Source organism: Blastococcus colisei, from assembly GCF_006717095.1.
Lineage (GTDB): Bacteria > Actinomycetota > Actinomycetes > Mycobacteriales > Geodermatophilaceae > Blastococcus_B > Blastococcus_B colisei.
The window spans coordinates 2,663,315-2,678,729 of sequence record NZ_VFQE01000001.1 but is presented as its reverse complement, the minus strand read 5'-3'; the positions used below and the strand labels follow the sequence as shown (position 1 = coordinate 2,678,729).

Sequence of the window (15,415 nt, the reverse complement as noted above, 5' to 3'; positions counted from 1 at the left end):
CGTGGGCACGACCATGGGCGCCGGCCGGAGGCTGCAGCTCGCTCTTGCGGGTGCGGTCGCCGCGCGTGCGGCGCTGGCCGGGGCGGCAGCTCTCGACGGCCGCCCCGCAGGCGCGCCGTGGCGCCGGATGAACTACGCCGGACGACCGGTGACCCTGCTGGGCGGGCCGGCCCTGGCCGCCTCCGCCACGGCGTCGGCGGTGCTCGGCGCACCCACCGGGACGCGCACGGCGGCGGCCCTCGTCGGGACGGTCTCGGGCCTGGTCGGGGGATACGACGACCTGGCCGGCGCCCGCCCCGAGCAGGCCCGTGACAAGGGGCTGGCCGGCCACCTCGCCGCGCTCCGGGCCGGCCGGGTCTCGGCCGGGGCCGTGAAGGTGGCGGGGATCGGGGCGGCGGCTGCAGCCGCCGCCGTGCTCACCCGCCGCGGCACGGGGGTGGGAGCCCTCCTCGACGGCGTGCTCACCACCGGCCTCGTGGCCGGGACGGCGAACCTGGTCAACCTCTTCGACCTGCGGCCCGGGCGTGCGGGCAAGGCCGGCGTGCTCGCCGCCTCGGCCTGCCTGGGCGGACCGGGCGGATCGTTGGTCGCCGGCCCGCTCGGCGCCACCCTGGCGGTGCTCCCGGACGACCTGGGGGAGCGGCTCATGCTCGGCGACTCCGGCGCCAACGCCCTGGGCGCCCTGATCGGGCTGCGGCTGGCCGCCATCCCCGCGCGCGCACCGCGGGCCGGCCTGCTCGCCGGCGTGATCGCACTGACGCTGGCCAGCGAGCGGATCAGCTTCACCAAGGTCATCGAGGCCACCCCGGGACTCCGCGAACTGGACCGCCTCGGCCGCCGGGCGTCGTGAACCGCCGCACGGTCGCGCAGGGTGTCGCCGGGGCCGCGGCCCTGATCGCCGTCCTCACCCTGCTGGCCCGGCTCGCCGGCTTCGGCCGCACCCTCGTCTTCACCAACACCGTCGGCGCCGACAGCACCGGCGACACGTACCAGGCCGCGAACACCGTCCCGAACATCGTCTTCGAGGTGGTCGCCGGCGGGGCGCTGGCCAGTCTCGTCGTCCCGATGCTGGCCGGCGGCATCGCCGCCGGGAACTCCGAGCAGGTGCGCCGGACGGCGTCGGCGCTGCTGGGCTGGACGCTGCTGATCCTCACGCCCCTGGCCGTGGCGATCGCCGTGCTGGCCGAGCCGATCGCGCAGCTCTTGCTGGGCGACGGGAACGAGGCCGAGGTGGCGCTGGCCGCCCGCTTCCTGCTGGTGTTCGCGCCCCAGGTCGTGCTCTACGGCATCGGCATCGTCCTCACCGGTGTCCTCCAGGCCCATCGGCGGTTCGCCGGACCGGCCATCGCGCCGCTGCTGTCCAGCCTCGTGGTCGCGGGCGCCTACCTCACGTTCGCCGCGATCGGCGGAGCGGAGGACGTCGACGACCTCTCGCGGCCCGCCGAACTCGTCCTGGGAGTGGGGACGACGCTCGGCGTGGTGGCGCTGAGCCTGAGCCTGCTCGTCCCGATGCGCGGACTGCGGCTCGGGCTCCGGCCGGCGCTGCGCTTCCCCGTGGGCGCCGCTCCGCGCGTGCGGCGGCTGGCGGTCGCCGGCGTCCTCACCCTCGCCGGGCAGCAGCTCGTGGCCGCCGTCGCCATCCGGCTGGCCACGGACGGCCCCGACGGCACGCTCGTCGTCTACGCGGCGGGCCTCACCCTCTTCCTCGTCCCGTGGGCGGCGCTCGCCGTCCCGTTGGCCACGTCGGCCTATCCCGGGCTCGCCGAGCGCGCCGACGGCGGCGACGAGCCGGGGTACCGCCGGGCCCTGGCGCCGGTCACGGTGCTCGTCGTCGCCGCCTCGACGGTGGCGGCGGGGCTCCTGGTCGCCGTGGCGGGACCCATGGCCCGCATCTTCCTGGCCGGCGAGCCCGACCCCGTCGTCGCCGCGCTGCGCGACACGATCATCGCCTTCGCGCCCGGCCTGCCCGGGTACGCGCTCGTCGCGCTGCTCACCCGTGCGCTGTACGCGCGGGGGCTGTGGAAGGCACCGACGGTCTGCGTCGTCGGCGGGTGGCTGCTCGCCGTCGCCGCCGACGTCGTCCTCGCGCGGTTGCTGCCGGTCGAGGACCGCGGCCTGGCGCTCGGGGCCGGGCACAGCCTCGGTGTCGTCGTCGCGGGGCTCGGGCTGCTGGTCACCGTTCTCCGCGTCGCCGGTCCCGGAGCGTTGGCCGGCCTTCCCCGGACCGGCGCGGCCGCGCTCGCCGGATCCGCCCTCGGCGCCGCCCTGGGGCTGCTGGCCACCAGAGCCCTGGGCGCCGACCCCGTGCCCGGCGGGCTGCTGGTGGCGGTCGGAGGCGGCCTGACCGGAGCAGGGATCGTGCTGGTCATCGCCCTGACCGTCATGATGGGCGTGGCACGGCGTCCCCTGGCCGAGGCATGGGCAGCGCTGCGGGCACCCGAGCGCCCGGTGCCGGCAACGGACCGACAGGAGGAGCACGGTGACTGAGCGCTCGCCCCTGCACGGCCGCCACGTCGTCGAGGTGCTCGCCACGAGCACCGGGGGGGTCGGGACGCACGTGCGATCGCTCCTCCCGCGGCTGGGATCGGCCGGGGCAGCCGTCCGCGTCTGCGGCCCCCGGGCCACGGACGAGCTCTTCGGGTTCGCCGCCGCCGGCGCGGCGAGCTTCCGGCCGGTCGAGATCTCCGCCGGCCTCGCGCCCGCCGCCGATGCGGCGGCGGTGGTCGCGCTCCGTCGAGCGCTCGGCGGGACCGACCTCGTGCATGCCCACGGCCTGCGCGCCGGGCTGGTGACCGCCGCCGCCCGGCGTCTCACGCCGGGGCGACCGGCGTTCGTCCTCACCCTGCACAACGCGGCACCCGACAGCCGAGGGATCCGGCGCCGCCTCCTCGGCGGGGCCGAACGGGCCACCGTGCGCGCCGCCGACGTGGTGCTGGCGGCCTCCGAGGACCTGGCGGCGAACGCGCGGGTGCTCGGCGCGCGGGACGTCCGGATGGCGCCGGTCTCGGCGCCACCTTTGCGGCCCGCATCCCGGTCCCGCACCGAGGTCCGGGCGGAGCTGGGTCTCGACGAGGGGCGACAGCTCGTGGTGGCCATCGGCCGGCTGCACCCGCAGAAGGGCTACGACGTCCTCCTCGACGCGGTGGCCGCCTGGGAAGGGGCGGACCGCCTGCGCCCGGCTCCCCTCGTCGCCATCGCGGGAGACGGCCCCCTGGAGAGCGAGCTGGCCGAGCGCATCCGTGCACAGCGGCTCCCGGTCCTGCTGCTCGGCCGCCGGGACGACGTGGCCGACCTCCTGTCCGCGGCCGATCTCTGCGTGCTGCCCTCCCGCTGGGAGGCGCGCTCCCTCACCGCCCAGGAGGCGCTGCGGGCGGGTACGCCGCTCGTCGCCTCCCGCGCGGGCGGGTTGCCCGAACTGCTGGGGGACGCGGCCGAGCTGGTGCCGCCCGGGGACGCCGGTGCCCTCGCCGACGCGGTCGTCCGCGTCCTGGGCGACCCCGACCGGGCGTCGCACCTGGTCGAGGCGGGCCGGCGCCAGGCGGACGGCTGGCCGGACGAAGCGGCGACGGCGCGCCAGCTCGTCGCCGTCTACCGGGAGCTGCTCGGCCCCGCGGACGGCGGGCGCTGATGACAGCCTTCCGGCGTTGCGGTGCGGTGCTGGCCGCGGTCCTCGTCGGTCTGGCCGTGCTCGTGGTGCCGGCGGCGGCGGCGGACGACGGCGGCCCGGGCGTCGCCGATGCGGTGGTCGTCGTCGGGGTGCCGGGCCTGACCTGGGGCGACGTCGACCCCGAGGGGACTCCGGAGCTGTGGGCCCTGGCCGGGGACGCCACCATCGGCGCCCTCTCCGTGCGGGCCGCGCGAGGGACGACCTGCGTGCTCGACGGCTGGGCCACGCTGGGGGCCGGCAACCGGGCCCGCGTCCCCGGGCCCGACGACGGGCTGCCACCGGTACCGCTCCCGACCGTCCCGCTGCCCGATGACCAGTCCGCGCCCGCGACGTCGGCTCCCGGTGCCGACGGCGAGCCGGCCCCCGAGCCGCAGCTGTACACCTCGCTGTCCTACTGCGGGCTCCAGGAGCGGGCCGCCAACCGGGCGCTCGAGGACCCGTTCGCGACCGTGGAGCGCACCGCCGGCGACGAGGGAACCCGCAGATTCGGAGCGGAGCCCGGGGCACTGGGCGAGGCCGTGGGCTGCGCCACGGTGTCCGGCCGGGCAGCCACCCTCGCGGCCGCCGTCCCCGGTGTGGAGCTCACCCGCGCCGACGCCCTGCCGCCGGACCCGGCCGAGCTGGCCGGGGTCCTGGACGACTGCCCGCTCTCGCTGGTGTCCCTCGACCAGCTGACCGACGCCGGCAGGCCGGGTGTCGAGAAGACCGACGACGGCACCGATCCGGAGCCCCGCGCGGCGGCGCTGATGCGCATCGACCGGGCCGTGGGGGAGCTGCGCGCCGCGATCGCGACACTGCCCGGGGAGACGCTGCTGCTGCTCGCCGGAATCTCCGAGGTCAACGACGGCCGGCCGCAGCTGCACGTCGGCATGGCCTCCGGGCCCGGCTTCGGCTCCGGCTGGCTCACCTCGGCGAGCACCGGACGCGCACCGTACGTCCAGCTCATCGACGTGGCACCGACCGTCCTCCGGGCCCTGGGCCTGGAGCGTCCGCCCTCGATGAACGGGCAGCCGATGCGCGCCGTCGGGGACCGGCCGGCCCTGGACGTCGCCGTGGAGCAGTTGCGCGACCTGAACGTGGCGGCGACGGTGCACCACCGGAACGTCGGGAACTTCTTCTGGATCCTGGTCTTCGTGTCCGCGCTCGTCGTCGCGGCGGGCATCGTCCTGCTCGGGGGCTGGCAGCGGCGGCCCGCCCCGGCTGCGTCGGGGCCCCGCACGCGTGGTCTGCTGCGTCTCCTGGCGCTGGTCGCCGCCGCGGTGCCCGTGGCGACCTATCTCGCCGGGCTGTTCCCCTGGGAGCGTTCCGCGTCGCCCGTGCCCGCGCTCGTCGCCGCCGTCATCGCCGCCGACCTGGCGGTGGTGGCGCTGGCCGTCGCCGGGCCCTGGCGGCGTTCCCGCATCGGCCCCCCGATGGTCGTCCTCGCGGTGACGCTGGCGACGCTGCTGCTCGACGTGCTCACCGGCTCCGCCCTGGAGCTCAACGGGCTGCTCGGGTACGACGCCATCGTCGCCGGCCGGTTCACCGGGTACGGCAACCTCGGTTTCGGCCTGCTGTCGGTGAGCGCCCTGCTGGTCACCGCCGCCGCCGCGGCCGCCGCCGCGCGGCGGGGCGGGCGCAGGCGGGCGCGGGCGGTCACGGCCGTCACGGTGCTCGGGATCGGACTGCTCACCGTCGCCGTCATCGGGGCGCCGTCGCTGGGCCGGGACTTCGGTGGCGTGCTGGCGGCGATGCCGGGCTTCCTGCTCCTGGCGATGCTGATGGCCCGCGTCCGGGTCACCCTGCTGCGGTTCGCCGCGATCCTGCTCGCCGCCGTGCTGGCGGTCGGCACGGTCGCCGTCCTGGACTGGACCGGCCCGCCGGACCAGCGCACCCACCTGGGCCGGTTCGTCGAGCAGGTGCTCACCGGCGAGGCCTGGACGGTGGTCAGCCGCAAGGCGTCGGCCAACATCGACATCCTGCTGGGGAGCCCCCTGGCGTGGATGCTGCCGGTCGCCCTCGTCGCGGCCGTCTGGTTGCTGCGTCCCGGCGGGCTGCTGCGTGGGGGGGCCGGGCTGCCGGCCGGGGACGCCGCCGTCCTCCGTGCCGGACTGCTCGCCAGCGCCCTGAGCCTGACCCTGGGGGCCGCGGTCAACGACTCCGGGGTCGCACTGCCCGCCACCGCCGCCGCGCTGCTCGTGCCGCTGCTGGTCTGGCTGGCCGCCGGACGGGGTGGGAAGGACACCACGTCGGGGGAGTCCTCGGGTGGCGCGCCCCACTCCGGCCCGGCGGAGGGCCCGGATCGTGTTACGGTCGTCTCCCGTGGATCGACCGTCTGGAACGCTTGAATCGCTCGCATCACGCGGACTCCTGCACAACTCCCAGCCGACGAAGTTCGTCTTCGTCACCGGCGGTGTTGTGTCCTCACTCGGCAAGGGGCTGACCGCCAGTTCGCTGGGCGCCCTGCTGTCCAGCCGTGGCCTCCGCGTCACGATGCAGAAGCTGGATCCCTACCTCAACGTGGATCCGGGAACGATGAACCCGTTCCAGCACGGTGAGGTCTTCGTCACCGAGGACGGTGCCGAGACCGACCTGGACGTCGGTCACTACGAGCGCTTCCTCGACATCGACCTCTCCGGGCGGGCCAACGTCACCACCGGGCAGGTCTACTCCGAGGTGATCGCCAAGGAACGGCGCGGTGAGTACCTGGGCGACACCGTGCAGGTCATCCCGCACATCACCAACGAGATCAAGTCCCGGATCATGGCCGGCGCCGAGGGGCCGGAGCGGGTCGACGTCGTCATCACCGAGATCGGCGGCACGGTCGGCGACATCGAGTCGCTGCCCTTCCTCGAGGCCGCCCGCCAGGTGCGGCACGAGATCGGCCGGGACAACTGCTTCTTCCTGCACATCTCGCTGGTGCCCTACATCGCGCCGTCGGGCGAGCTGAAGACCAAGCCGACGCAGCACTCGGTCGCCGCGCTGCGCAGCATCGGCATCCAGCCCGACGCGCTGGTCTGCCGGTCCGACCGCGAGATCCCGACCGGGCTCAAGCGGAAGATCAGCCTGATGTGCGACGTCGACGCCGAGGGCGTCATCTCCTGCGCCGACGCGCCGTCGATCTACGACATCCCGAAGGTGCTGCACCGGGAGGGCCTCGACGCCTACGTCGTCCGCCGCCTCGGGCTGCCGTTCCGGGACGTCGACTGGACCGTCTGGGGCGACCTGCTCGACCGGGTGCACGCGCCCAAGGAGACCGTCACGATCGCGCTGGTCGGCAAGTACATCGACCTGCCCGACGCCTACCTCTCGGTCACCGAGGCGCTGCGCGCCGGCGGGTTCGCCCACCGCAGTCGCGTGCAGATCCGCTGGGTGCCGTCCGACGACTGCGACACCCCCGAGGGCGCCGAGAAGGCGCTGTCCGGTGTCGACGGGGTGTGCATCCCCGGCGGGTTCGGCGTCCGGGGGATCGAGGGCAAGCTCGGCGCCCTGAAGTACACCCGCGTCAACGGCATCCCGACCCTGGGGCTGTGCCTGGGCCTGCAGTGCATGGTCATCGAGTACGCCCGGGACGTCGCCGGCCTGGAGCGGGCCAACTCGGCGGAGTTCGACCCCGAGACGCCGGACGCGGTGATCGCGACCATGGCCAGCCAGGTCGACGTCATCGCCGGCGAACGCGACCTCGGCGGCACCATGCGGCTGGGCAGCTACCCGGCGAGCCTGCAGAAGGGCTCGGTGGCCGCGACCGCCTACGGATCCACCGAGATCACCGAGCGGCACCGGCACCGCTACGAGGTGGCCAACGCCTACCGCGACCGCCTCTCCGAGGCCGGCCTGGTGTTCTCGGGCACCTCGCCGGACGGCCTGCTGGTGGAGTTCGCCGAGTTGCCGCGCGAGGCGCACCCGTTCTACGTGGGCACGCAGGCCCACCCGGAGCTCAAGAGCCGCCCGACCCGGCCGCATCCGCTCTTCGCGGGGTTCGTGCAGGCGGCGATCGACTTCCAGGAGGCCGCGCGTCTCCCCGTCGCCTTCGACGAGGCGGAGAAGGTCGGCATCTGATGGGCGACCCGGCACCGCACGAGTACCGGGTGCTCGACAGCGAGACCGTGTTCGAGGGGCACGTCATCTCGCTGCGCCGCGACACGGTGGCGATGCCCGGCAGCGGTGACAGCGTCCGGGAGGTCGTGTCCCATCCCGGGGCGGTCGCAGTCGTCGCGCTCGACGACGAGGACCGCGTGGTACTGCTGCGGCAGTACCGGCACCCGGTCGGCGGCTACCTGTGGGAGCTGCCGGCCGGCCTCCGGGACTCCGACGGCGAGCCGCCGCTGGCGACGGCGAAGCGCGAACTGGCCGAGGAGGTCCAGCTCGGCGCCGCCCGCTGGTCGCTGCTCACCACCACGTACAGCACGCCCGGCTTCTGCGACGAGCAGGTCCTGGTCTACCTCGCGGAGGAGCTGTCCGAGGTTGCCCGCCCCGACGGCTTCGTCGTCGAGCACGAGGAGCTCGACATGACCGTCGAGCGCGTGCCCCTCGCCGACGCCGTCCAGCGGGTGTTCGACGGCGACATCCGCAACTCCTCCGCCGTCGTCGGGCTGCTCGCCGCCGCGCAGGTCCGGAGCAGCGCCCCGAGGCTGCGGCCGGCCGACGCCGGCTGACCGCGCCGGCGCCGGCTCGCGACCGAGGATTGACGGCGCCCGGCACAGCAGCGGACGCTGGACCGTGCCAGTCGCGCCGAGGAGGCGATCTGCGGTGACGAGCCACCCCGGAGACCCGGACGACGAGGCGCGGCGCGCGATAGAGCGCCGGCTCGACGAGATCCTCGTAGCCGTCCAGGCCGTCGACATGGGGCGGCTGACCGACTTCCATCTCGACAGCCCCAAGTTCAGCAAGTTCAACGACCTGCCGCCCTGGGAGCGACAGGACTTCGCGACGGCGATGCGACTGGAGGCCGAGGAGTTCCGGTCCGTCAGTGACATCCACGGGGCGTTCGACGACGTGAAGATCGACGTCTTCGGGCCCGTCGCGGTCGTGACGGCCGTCTTCGCCTTCGAGGCCATGGCGGAGGGCGACCGGGTGGCCAGCCGGACACGGGTCACCGCTGTCATGGTGGACGACGGAGGCGACTGGAAGATCGCCCACGAACATCTGTCGGACCTGCCGTCACCTGCGTGACGGCGGCTCTCCGGCTCGCTGGACGGCCGTCGCGCCCGAGCGGTCGGCGTCGCACGGAGGCAGTCCCAGCCGGCGGAGCTCGAGCGCGGCGAGTGCCCGGACCGCCGCAGGATCGCCCGCTCGCCAGGCCGCGCCGGTCCCCTCGGGTAGGGCGGCCAGGCGGGCGAGCGGAGCGGTGGCCAGCGCCCGCGCCGCGAGGATCTCCAGGCCCGGCGTCCCGGCCAGCAGCCGGCGGGCGGCACCGGCCTCCCGCACGTAGCGCAGCCGCCAGGGCAGCCAGCGCAGCAGCAGCCAGCCGACCGGGAGGACGACGAGGACGACGGCGAGGATCGTGGCCAGCGTCCCGACGGCGTCCTGCGAGGCCTGGCCGGCGCCGGTGACCGAGCCGCCCGCGTCGGACAGCGCGTCGAAGGGCACGGCCAGCTCGTCCCCGACGACCGGGACGTCCTCCGCGACGCCCGCCGCGGAGGACATGGTGCCGGCCACGGAGGTGCCCAGTTCCTCGACGGCCAGTCCCGGCTCGGCCAGCACGAGCACCGCACCGTGGACGGCCCGCGCGACCAGCGCCCACACCACGAGCCAGGCGAGCATTCCCACGTCCGCGGCCAGCTGGCGGGTGCGCTGGACCGGATCCTGGGCGTAGAGCTGCATCGCTGCATCCTCCGGCGCGACGGCCCAGCGCGCAGGTGCTGCCGGCGACACGGTGCACCACGCCGTCCGGGCCGGCGACAACTGACCACTCACGACGTCCGAATCGGGCGGAACCCGTCCGCCGGAGCTGGACGGGAATCGCCGGTCTGCACGGATAGCGGCAGCTCCGTGCCTAGACTCCGGCCGAGGCGCGCCCCGACCGGGTCGCCCACGACGCGGGACGCCGACCCCGACACCCTCGGGGGCCGGCCCGCCACGGAGCAGGGAGTCGAAGATGCGGGTCGGGGTTCCCCGAGAGGTCAAGAATCGCGAGTACCGGGTGGCGCTCACCCCGGCCGGTGTGACGGAACTCGTGCGCGGCGGGCACCGCGTGCTCGTCGAGCAGGGCGCGGGGGAGGGCTCCTCCATCCCGGATGCCGACTTCGTCGCTGCCGGGGCGGAGATCCGCGCCACCGCGGACGACGTCTGGGCCGACGCCGACCTGCTCCTCAAGGTCAAGGAGCCCGTGGCCGAGGAGTACGGCCGGCTGCGGGCTGACCAGACGCTGTTCACCTACCTGCACCTGGCCGCGTCCAGGGAGTGCACCGACGCGCTGGTGGCGTCCGGCACCACGGCCATCGCCTACGAGACGGTCCAGACCTCGGACGGCGCCCTGCCGCTGCTGGCACCGATGTCCGAGGTGGCCGGGCGGATGGCGCCGCAGGTCGGGGCGCACAGCCTCGAGCGGGCGCACGGTGGCCGCGGCGTCCTGCTGGGCGGGGTGTCGGGCGTCTACGCGGCCAAGGTCGTCGTCATCGGAGCCGGCGTCTCGGGGATGAATGCGGCGACGATCGCGCTGGGCATGCAGGCCGAGGTCATCGTGCTGGACCGCGACGTCGAGAAGCTGCGCGCCGCGGACCGCATCTACCGCGGGCACCTGCAGACCGTCGCCTCCAACGCCTACGAGGTGGAGCGGGCTGTGCTCGACGCCGACCTGGTCATCGGCGCCGTACTGGTCCCGGGAGCCAAGGCGCCGACGCTCATCAGCAACGAGCTCGTGTCCCGGATGAAGCCCGGCTCGGTCCTGGTGGACATCGCCGTGGACCAGGGCGGCTGCTTCGAGGACACCCGGCCGACGACGCATGACGACCCGACCTACCGCGTCCACGACTCGGTCTTCTACTGCGTGGCCAACATGCCCGGCGCCGTCCCGAACACCTCGACGCACGCCCTGACCAACGTGACGCTCCCGTACGTGATGGCGCTGGCCGACGAGGGCACCGCTGCCGCGGTCCGCAGCCATCCGGCTCTGGCCCACGGCGTCAACGTGGTCGGCGGGCAGGTGGTCCTGCCGGAGGTCGCCGAGGCGCACGGCCTGAGCGCCGTGCCGCTCCAGGAGGTCCTGCCCTGACGACCACGCTGAACGCGGGCCCCCACGTCGAACGGGTGGTGACCGGCTACCTGGACCACCTCACCGTCGAGCGCGGGCTGGCGCCCAACACCATCGCCTCCTACCGCCGCGACCTGCGCCGCTACGCCGAGTACCTGGCCGCCGCCGGCGTGCGCGGTCTGGGTGAGGTCGCCGAGTCCGACGTCTCCGGCTTCCTGGCCGCCCTGCGACAGGGGGACGACGACCACCCGCCGTTGTCGGCGACGTCGGCGGCGCGCGCGGTGGTCGCCGTCCGCGGCCTGCACCGGTTCGCGTTGCTGGACGGGATCGTGCCCGACGACGTCGCCCACGAGGTGCGCCCGCCGACACCCGCCCGCCGGCTGCCCAAGGCGGTTCCGGTCGAGTCGGTCGTGGCCCTCATCGAGGCGGCGGGTGCCGTCGAGGCGCCGCGGGGCCTCCGGGACCGCGCCCTGCTGGAGCTGCTCTACGGCACGGGAGCGCGCATCTCCGAGGCGGTGGGCCTCGCCGTCGACGACCTCGACCGCGGGCAGGCGGCGGTGCGGCTGGCGGGCAAGGGCGGCAAGGAACGCGTCGTCCCGGTGGGCAGTTACGCCCTGCGTGCGGTGGAGGACTACCTGGTGCGCGCGCGTCCGGCGCTGGCGGCCAACGGGCTGACAGGTAAGCGAGGCGGCGTCCGAGGCGGCACGCTCTTCCTCAACGTGCGGGGTGGGCCGCTCTCGCGGCAGAGCGCGTGGGCGATCCTGCGGTCGGCCGCCGAGCGTGCCGGCCTGGAGCCGGCGACCGTCTCACCGCACACGCTGCGGCACTCGTTCGCGACCCACCTGCTCGACGGCGGGGCCGACGTCCGCGTGGTCCAGGAGCTGCTCGGCCACGCGTCGGTGACCACCACGCAGGTGTACACGCTGGTGACCGTCGACCGGCTCCGCGAGGTGTACGCGACCAGTCATCCGAGGGCCCTGACCTGACACCATGCGACCGAGCGCTTTGGCAGGTTCTGGAACCGGTTCGGCTGGAGCAGTCACAGGCGTAGTCAGTAATCGCCATGTCGACAAGTGGTCCGGCGTGCCTGTTCGGGAATCCTCGCCACCCTTCGTAGCGTCCTCATCACCCGAGCGGTCAGGACGGCTGACCGCACCCGGCACGACCGGGATCGGCACGAGGTGGAGGCAACGAGACCCATGGCTACCCGAGCGGACGCGGCCTCTGCCGTCGCGCGCCCGCACGACAGCGGCCCCGAGATGGGGGCGATCTCCCGGCAGGACCCGGCGAGAGCACGACAGCGCCCCCTGCCGGAGCCCAAGCCCCTCACGGAGCACGGGCCCGCCCGCGTCATCGCGATGTGCAACCAGAAGGGTGGCGTCGGCAAGACGACGTCCACCATCAACCTGGGAGCGGCGCTGACCGAGTACGGCCGCCGCGTCCTGCTCATCGACCTGGACCCGCAGGGTGCGCTGTCGGTCGGTCTGGGCATCCCGGCCCAGAACATGGACCGGACGATCTACAACGCCCTCATGGAGCGGAAGACCACGCTGGCCGACGTGCGCGTGCCGACCGACATCCCCGGGCTGGACCTGGTCCCGAGCAACATCGACCTGTCCGCGGCCGAGGTGCAGCTGGTCAGCGAGGTCGCCCGGGAGCAGACGCTGCTGCGGGTGCTCGCCGACGTGCGCAACGACTACGACTACATCCTGATCGACTGCCAGCCCTCGTTGGGCCTGCTCACGGTCAACGCGCTGACCGCGGCCCAGGGCGTGATCATCCCGCTGGAGTGCGAGTTCTTCTCCCTCCGCGGCGTGGCCCTGCTCGTCGACACGATCGACAAGGTCAAGGAGCGGCTGAACCCGTCGCTGGAGATCTCCGGGATCCTGGCGACGATGTACGACTCGCGGACCGTGCACTGCCGCGAGGTCTTCAGCCGGGTCGTCGAGGCCTTCGACGACGTGGTGTTCCAGACCGTCATCCAGCGCACCGTGCGGTTCCCGGAGACCACGGTCGCCGGACAGCCGATCACCACGTGGGCGCCCACGTCGTCGGGCGCCTCGGCGTACCGCGACCTCGCCAAGGAGGTGCTGTCACTGTGACCGAGCTTGCGAGGTCACAAGAGGACACAGCATCGCCGATCACGGCGACGACGAGCGAAGCGAGGAGCGTCGTGATCGAGCTTGCGAGATCGCCCAAGGGCACAGCGACTCGGGTCATGCAGCCGACGAGCGCCAGCGAAGAGGTGTCGGCATGACGCGTCGTCCGGTTCTGCCTGGAGCGTCGGAGCTGTTCCGGCGCACCGACTCGGCATCCTCGACTCCCGAGGTGACCGAGCTGCCCAGCCTGAGCTCGACCACCAGCTCGCCGGCCCTGCGCGGGTCCTCCGCCGGTCGCCGCGACGAGACGGGGGAGGCGCAGCAGAGCATGCCGCTGACCCTCGTCCCCGGTGGCGCGGCGGCCCAGGGCGACCAGCTCGCCGGCTTCCGCGGCGTGGCGCAGCCGGTCCCGACCCTGCAGCCCCACGTCCCGACCCGTGGCCGGCCGGTCCGCCGGGCGGACCGCACCAAGCACGACGAGAAGATCACCGTCTACATCTCCGCGGACGAGCTGCTCGCCCTGGAGAGCGCCCGGCTGACCCTCAGGGGCCAGCACGGGGTCGCGGCCGACCGTGGCCGGATCGTGCGCGAGGCGATCTCGGTCCTGCTCGCCGACCTCGGTGAGCGCGGCGACGAGTCCATCCTGGTGCGGCGCCTGCGCGGGGAGTGAACGACGGCCCTCCCACCCGCCGGGCCTAGGCTCGGTGTCCGTGAGCAGTGACGCCGGCGCGGCCTCGGAGACCTCCCCGGTCTCCGAGGCCGCGCCGGCGCGTTTCACGGTCAAGCTCACGAACTTCGAGGGCCCGTTCGACCTGCTGCTGCAGCTGATCGGCAAGCACAAGCTCGACGTCACCGAGATCGCGCTCTCGACGGTCACCGACGAGTTCATCGCCCACCTGCGGGCGCTGGGCGACCAGCTCGATCTCGACCAGGCCAGCGAGTTCCTGGTCGTGGCCTCCACCCTGCTCGACCTGAAGGCCGCCCGGCTCCTCCCGGCAGCCGACGTCGAGGACGAGGAGGACCTGGAGCTGCTGGAGGCGCGTGACCTGCTGTTCGCCCGGCTGCTGCAGTACAAGGCCTACAAGCAGGCGGCCCGCTTCCTGCGCGAACGGGAGACCGAGGCCGCGCACCGCTATCCCCGCGCGGCGGCGCTCGAGCCGCGGTTCGCCGACCTCGTGCCCGAGGTGCTGCTGGACCTGAGCCCCGAGCAGTTCGCGGCCATGGCCGCCCGGGTGCTGACGCCCAAGGCGCCCGAGGTCGTGAGCGTCTCCCACCTGCACGCCCCGCCGGTCAGCGTCGCCGAACAGCTGCTGGCCGTCCGCAACCACCTGGTGCGCTCGGGGACGGCGACCTTCCGGGCGCTCACCGCCGACTGCGGGCACACCCTGGAGGTGGTCGCCCGCTTCCTCGCGCTGCTGGAGCTCTACCGGCAGCAGCGCGTCGTGTTCGAGCAGCTGACACCCCTCGGTGAGCTGCACGTGCGCTGGACCGGCGGCACCGCCCCGGCGGACAGCCGGAGCGGTGACGTGGACGGCGCCGGCGACGATGCCGGCGCGCAACCCGACGTGGACGAGGAGTACACGTGAGCGGCGAACAGGGACCACCGGGCCAGGACCTCCCGGAGGGGCTCGACCGTCCGGAGCAGGACCACGCACCCATCTCCTGGGAGGCGCTGGCCGCGGAGCTCGCCGCGACCCGTGAGCTCGCCGAGGGGCGCGGCGAGCAGGACCCCGGCGCATGGGACGCCGTCGCTGCCGAGCTGGCCGCGCGGGTGGCCGAGCAGCCGGTCGAGCCGTCTCCGGAGCCGGCGCCGGCCCCGCAGGAGCCCGATCCCCGGCCTGCCCCGCCGCAGGACCCCACGCCGGCCGACGTGCCGGCAGGGGAGCCGGCGCCCGAGGAGCCGGCGGACGAGCTCGAGCTGCTCGACCCCGAGGAGCTCCAGGGCGGCCTCGAGGCCCTGCTGTTCGTCATGGACGACCCGGTCGACGTCGAGACGCTCGCGGCCGCGCTGCGGTGCCCGGTCGAGCAGGCGCGCACCGGGCTGGCAGCGCTCGCCGAGGACTACGACCGGAGGCGCTCGGGGCTCGTGCTGCGGCGGGTGGGGGAGGGCTGGCGGCTCTACACCCGCGACGAGCACGCCCCGGTCGTGGAGCGCTACCTGGTCGACGGGCAGCGCAGCCGGCTGACCCAGGCCGCACTGGAGACGCTGGCGGTGATCGCCTACCGCCAGCCGGTCACCCGGGCCCGGGTCTCGGCCATCCGCGGCGTCGGGGTGGACGGCGTCATGCGCACCCTGCTCACCCGCGGGCTGGTGCACGAGGTGGGCAGCGACCCCGACAGCGGTGGTGGCCTGTACGCCACGACGCCGCTGTTCCTGGAACGGCTCGGGCTGGAGAGCCTGGCCGACCTCCCGGAGCTCGCACCCTTCCTGCCGGAGACCGCGGCGATGCTGGACGAACACCCCGACTCCTGACCCGC

14 protein-coding genes are annotated in these 15,415 nt (G+C 74.4%); 13 read left to right on the top strand and 1 reads right to left on the bottom strand.

Annotated elements, in window-relative coordinates; all coding sequences use genetic code 11:
• Nucleotide 1 precedes the first annotated feature (1 nt).
• The 7 genes from FHU33_RS12765 (at nucleotide 2) to FHU33_RS12735 (ending at nucleotide 8,818) form a co-directional block, all read left to right on the top strand.
• On the top strand, nucleotides 2-850 hold the full coding sequence (locus FHU33_RS12765; protein WP_246063566.1) for a hypothetical protein: 849 nt from the start codon (nucleotides 2-4) through the stop codon (nucleotides 848-850).
• A complete protein-coding gene (gene murJ, locus FHU33_RS12760) occupies nucleotides 847-2,487 on the top strand; it encodes a murein biosynthesis integral membrane protein MurJ (protein WP_142025688.1) in 1,641 nt (546 codons plus the stop codon). The genes FHU33_RS12765 and murJ overlap by 4 nt, the downstream gene beginning before the upstream one ends.
• Nucleotides 2,480-3,628 (top strand): glycosyltransferase family 4 protein, encoded by a 1,149-nt coding sequence (locus FHU33_RS12755; protein WP_142025687.1) that lies wholly within the window; start codon nucleotides 2,480-2,482, stop codon nucleotides 3,626-3,628. The genes murJ and FHU33_RS12755 overlap by 8 nt, the downstream gene beginning before the upstream one ends.
• On the top strand, nucleotides 3,628-5,994 hold the full coding sequence (locus FHU33_RS12750; protein WP_142025686.1) for an alkaline phosphatase family protein: 2,367 nt from the start codon (nucleotides 3,628-3,630) through the stop codon (nucleotides 5,992-5,994). The genes FHU33_RS12755 and FHU33_RS12750 overlap by 1 nt, the downstream gene beginning before the upstream one ends.
• Nucleotides 5,969-7,705 (top strand): CTP synthase, encoded by a 1,737-nt coding sequence (locus tag FHU33_RS12745; RefSeq protein ID WP_246063564.1) that lies wholly within the window; start codon nucleotides 5,969-5,971, stop codon nucleotides 7,703-7,705. The genes FHU33_RS12750 and FHU33_RS12745 overlap by 26 nt, the downstream gene beginning before the upstream one ends.
• On the top strand, nucleotides 7,705-8,301 hold the full coding sequence (locus tag FHU33_RS12740) for an NUDIX domain-containing protein (RefSeq protein ID WP_142025685.1): 597 nt from the start codon (nucleotides 7,705-7,707) through the stop codon (nucleotides 8,299-8,301). The genes FHU33_RS12745 and FHU33_RS12740 overlap by 1 nt, the downstream gene beginning before the upstream one ends.
• A gap of 94 nt (nucleotides 8,302-8,395) precedes the next feature.
• Nucleotides 8,396-8,818, top strand: coding sequence for a nuclear transport factor 2 family protein (locus FHU33_RS12735; protein ID WP_142025684.1), 423 nt, complete (start codon nucleotides 8,396-8,398; stop codon nucleotides 8,816-8,818).
• Here FHU33_RS12735 and FHU33_RS12730 read toward each other — a convergent pair.
• Entirely contained in the window at nucleotides 8,807-9,469 is a 663-nt protein-coding gene (locus FHU33_RS12730) for a hypothetical protein (RefSeq protein WP_142025683.1), read from the bottom strand. The two genes, FHU33_RS12735 and FHU33_RS12730, sit on opposite strands and share 12 nt — an antisense overlap.
• A 274-nt stretch (nucleotides 9,470-9,743) precedes the next feature.
• Between FHU33_RS12730 and ald the strand changes: the two genes are divergently transcribed.
• From ald to scpB, 6 genes are all read left to right on the top strand, one after another.
• Nucleotides 9,744-10,859, top strand: coding sequence for an alanine dehydrogenase (ald, locus tag FHU33_RS12725; protein ID WP_142025682.1), 1,116 nt, complete (start codon nucleotides 9,744-9,746; stop codon nucleotides 10,857-10,859).
• Nucleotides 10,860-10,897: 38 nt separating this feature from the next.
• Nucleotides 10,898-11,824, top strand: a complete 927-nt coding sequence (locus tag FHU33_RS12720) for a site-specific tyrosine recombinase XerD (protein ID WP_281281641.1) — start codon at nucleotides 10,898-10,900, stop codon at nucleotides 11,822-11,824.
• A gap of 213 nt (nucleotides 11,825-12,037) precedes the next feature.
• A complete protein-coding gene (locus FHU33_RS12715; protein ID WP_142025680.1) occupies nucleotides 12,038-12,940 on the top strand; it encodes a ParA family protein in 903 nt (300 codons plus the stop codon).
• Nucleotides 12,941-13,091: 151 nt separating this feature from the next.
• Complete coding sequence (locus FHU33_RS12710; protein WP_142025679.1) at nucleotides 13,092-13,607, top strand: hypothetical protein; 516 nt, start codon at nucleotides 13,092-13,094, stop codon at nucleotides 13,605-13,607.
• Between the two features lie 40 nt (nucleotides 13,608-13,647).
• A complete protein-coding gene (locus FHU33_RS12705) occupies nucleotides 13,648-14,523 on the top strand; it encodes a segregation and condensation protein A (protein ID WP_142025678.1) in 876 nt (291 codons plus the stop codon).
• The gene (gene scpB, locus FHU33_RS26210) at nucleotides 14,520-15,410 is read left to right on the top strand and encodes an SMC-Scp complex subunit ScpB (RefSeq protein WP_142025677.1); all 891 of its coding nucleotides are present in this window, start codon (nucleotides 14,520-14,522) and stop codon (nucleotides 15,408-15,410) included. The genes FHU33_RS12705 and scpB overlap by 4 nt, the downstream gene beginning before the upstream one ends.
• Nucleotides 15,411-15,415 lie beyond the last annotated feature (5 nt).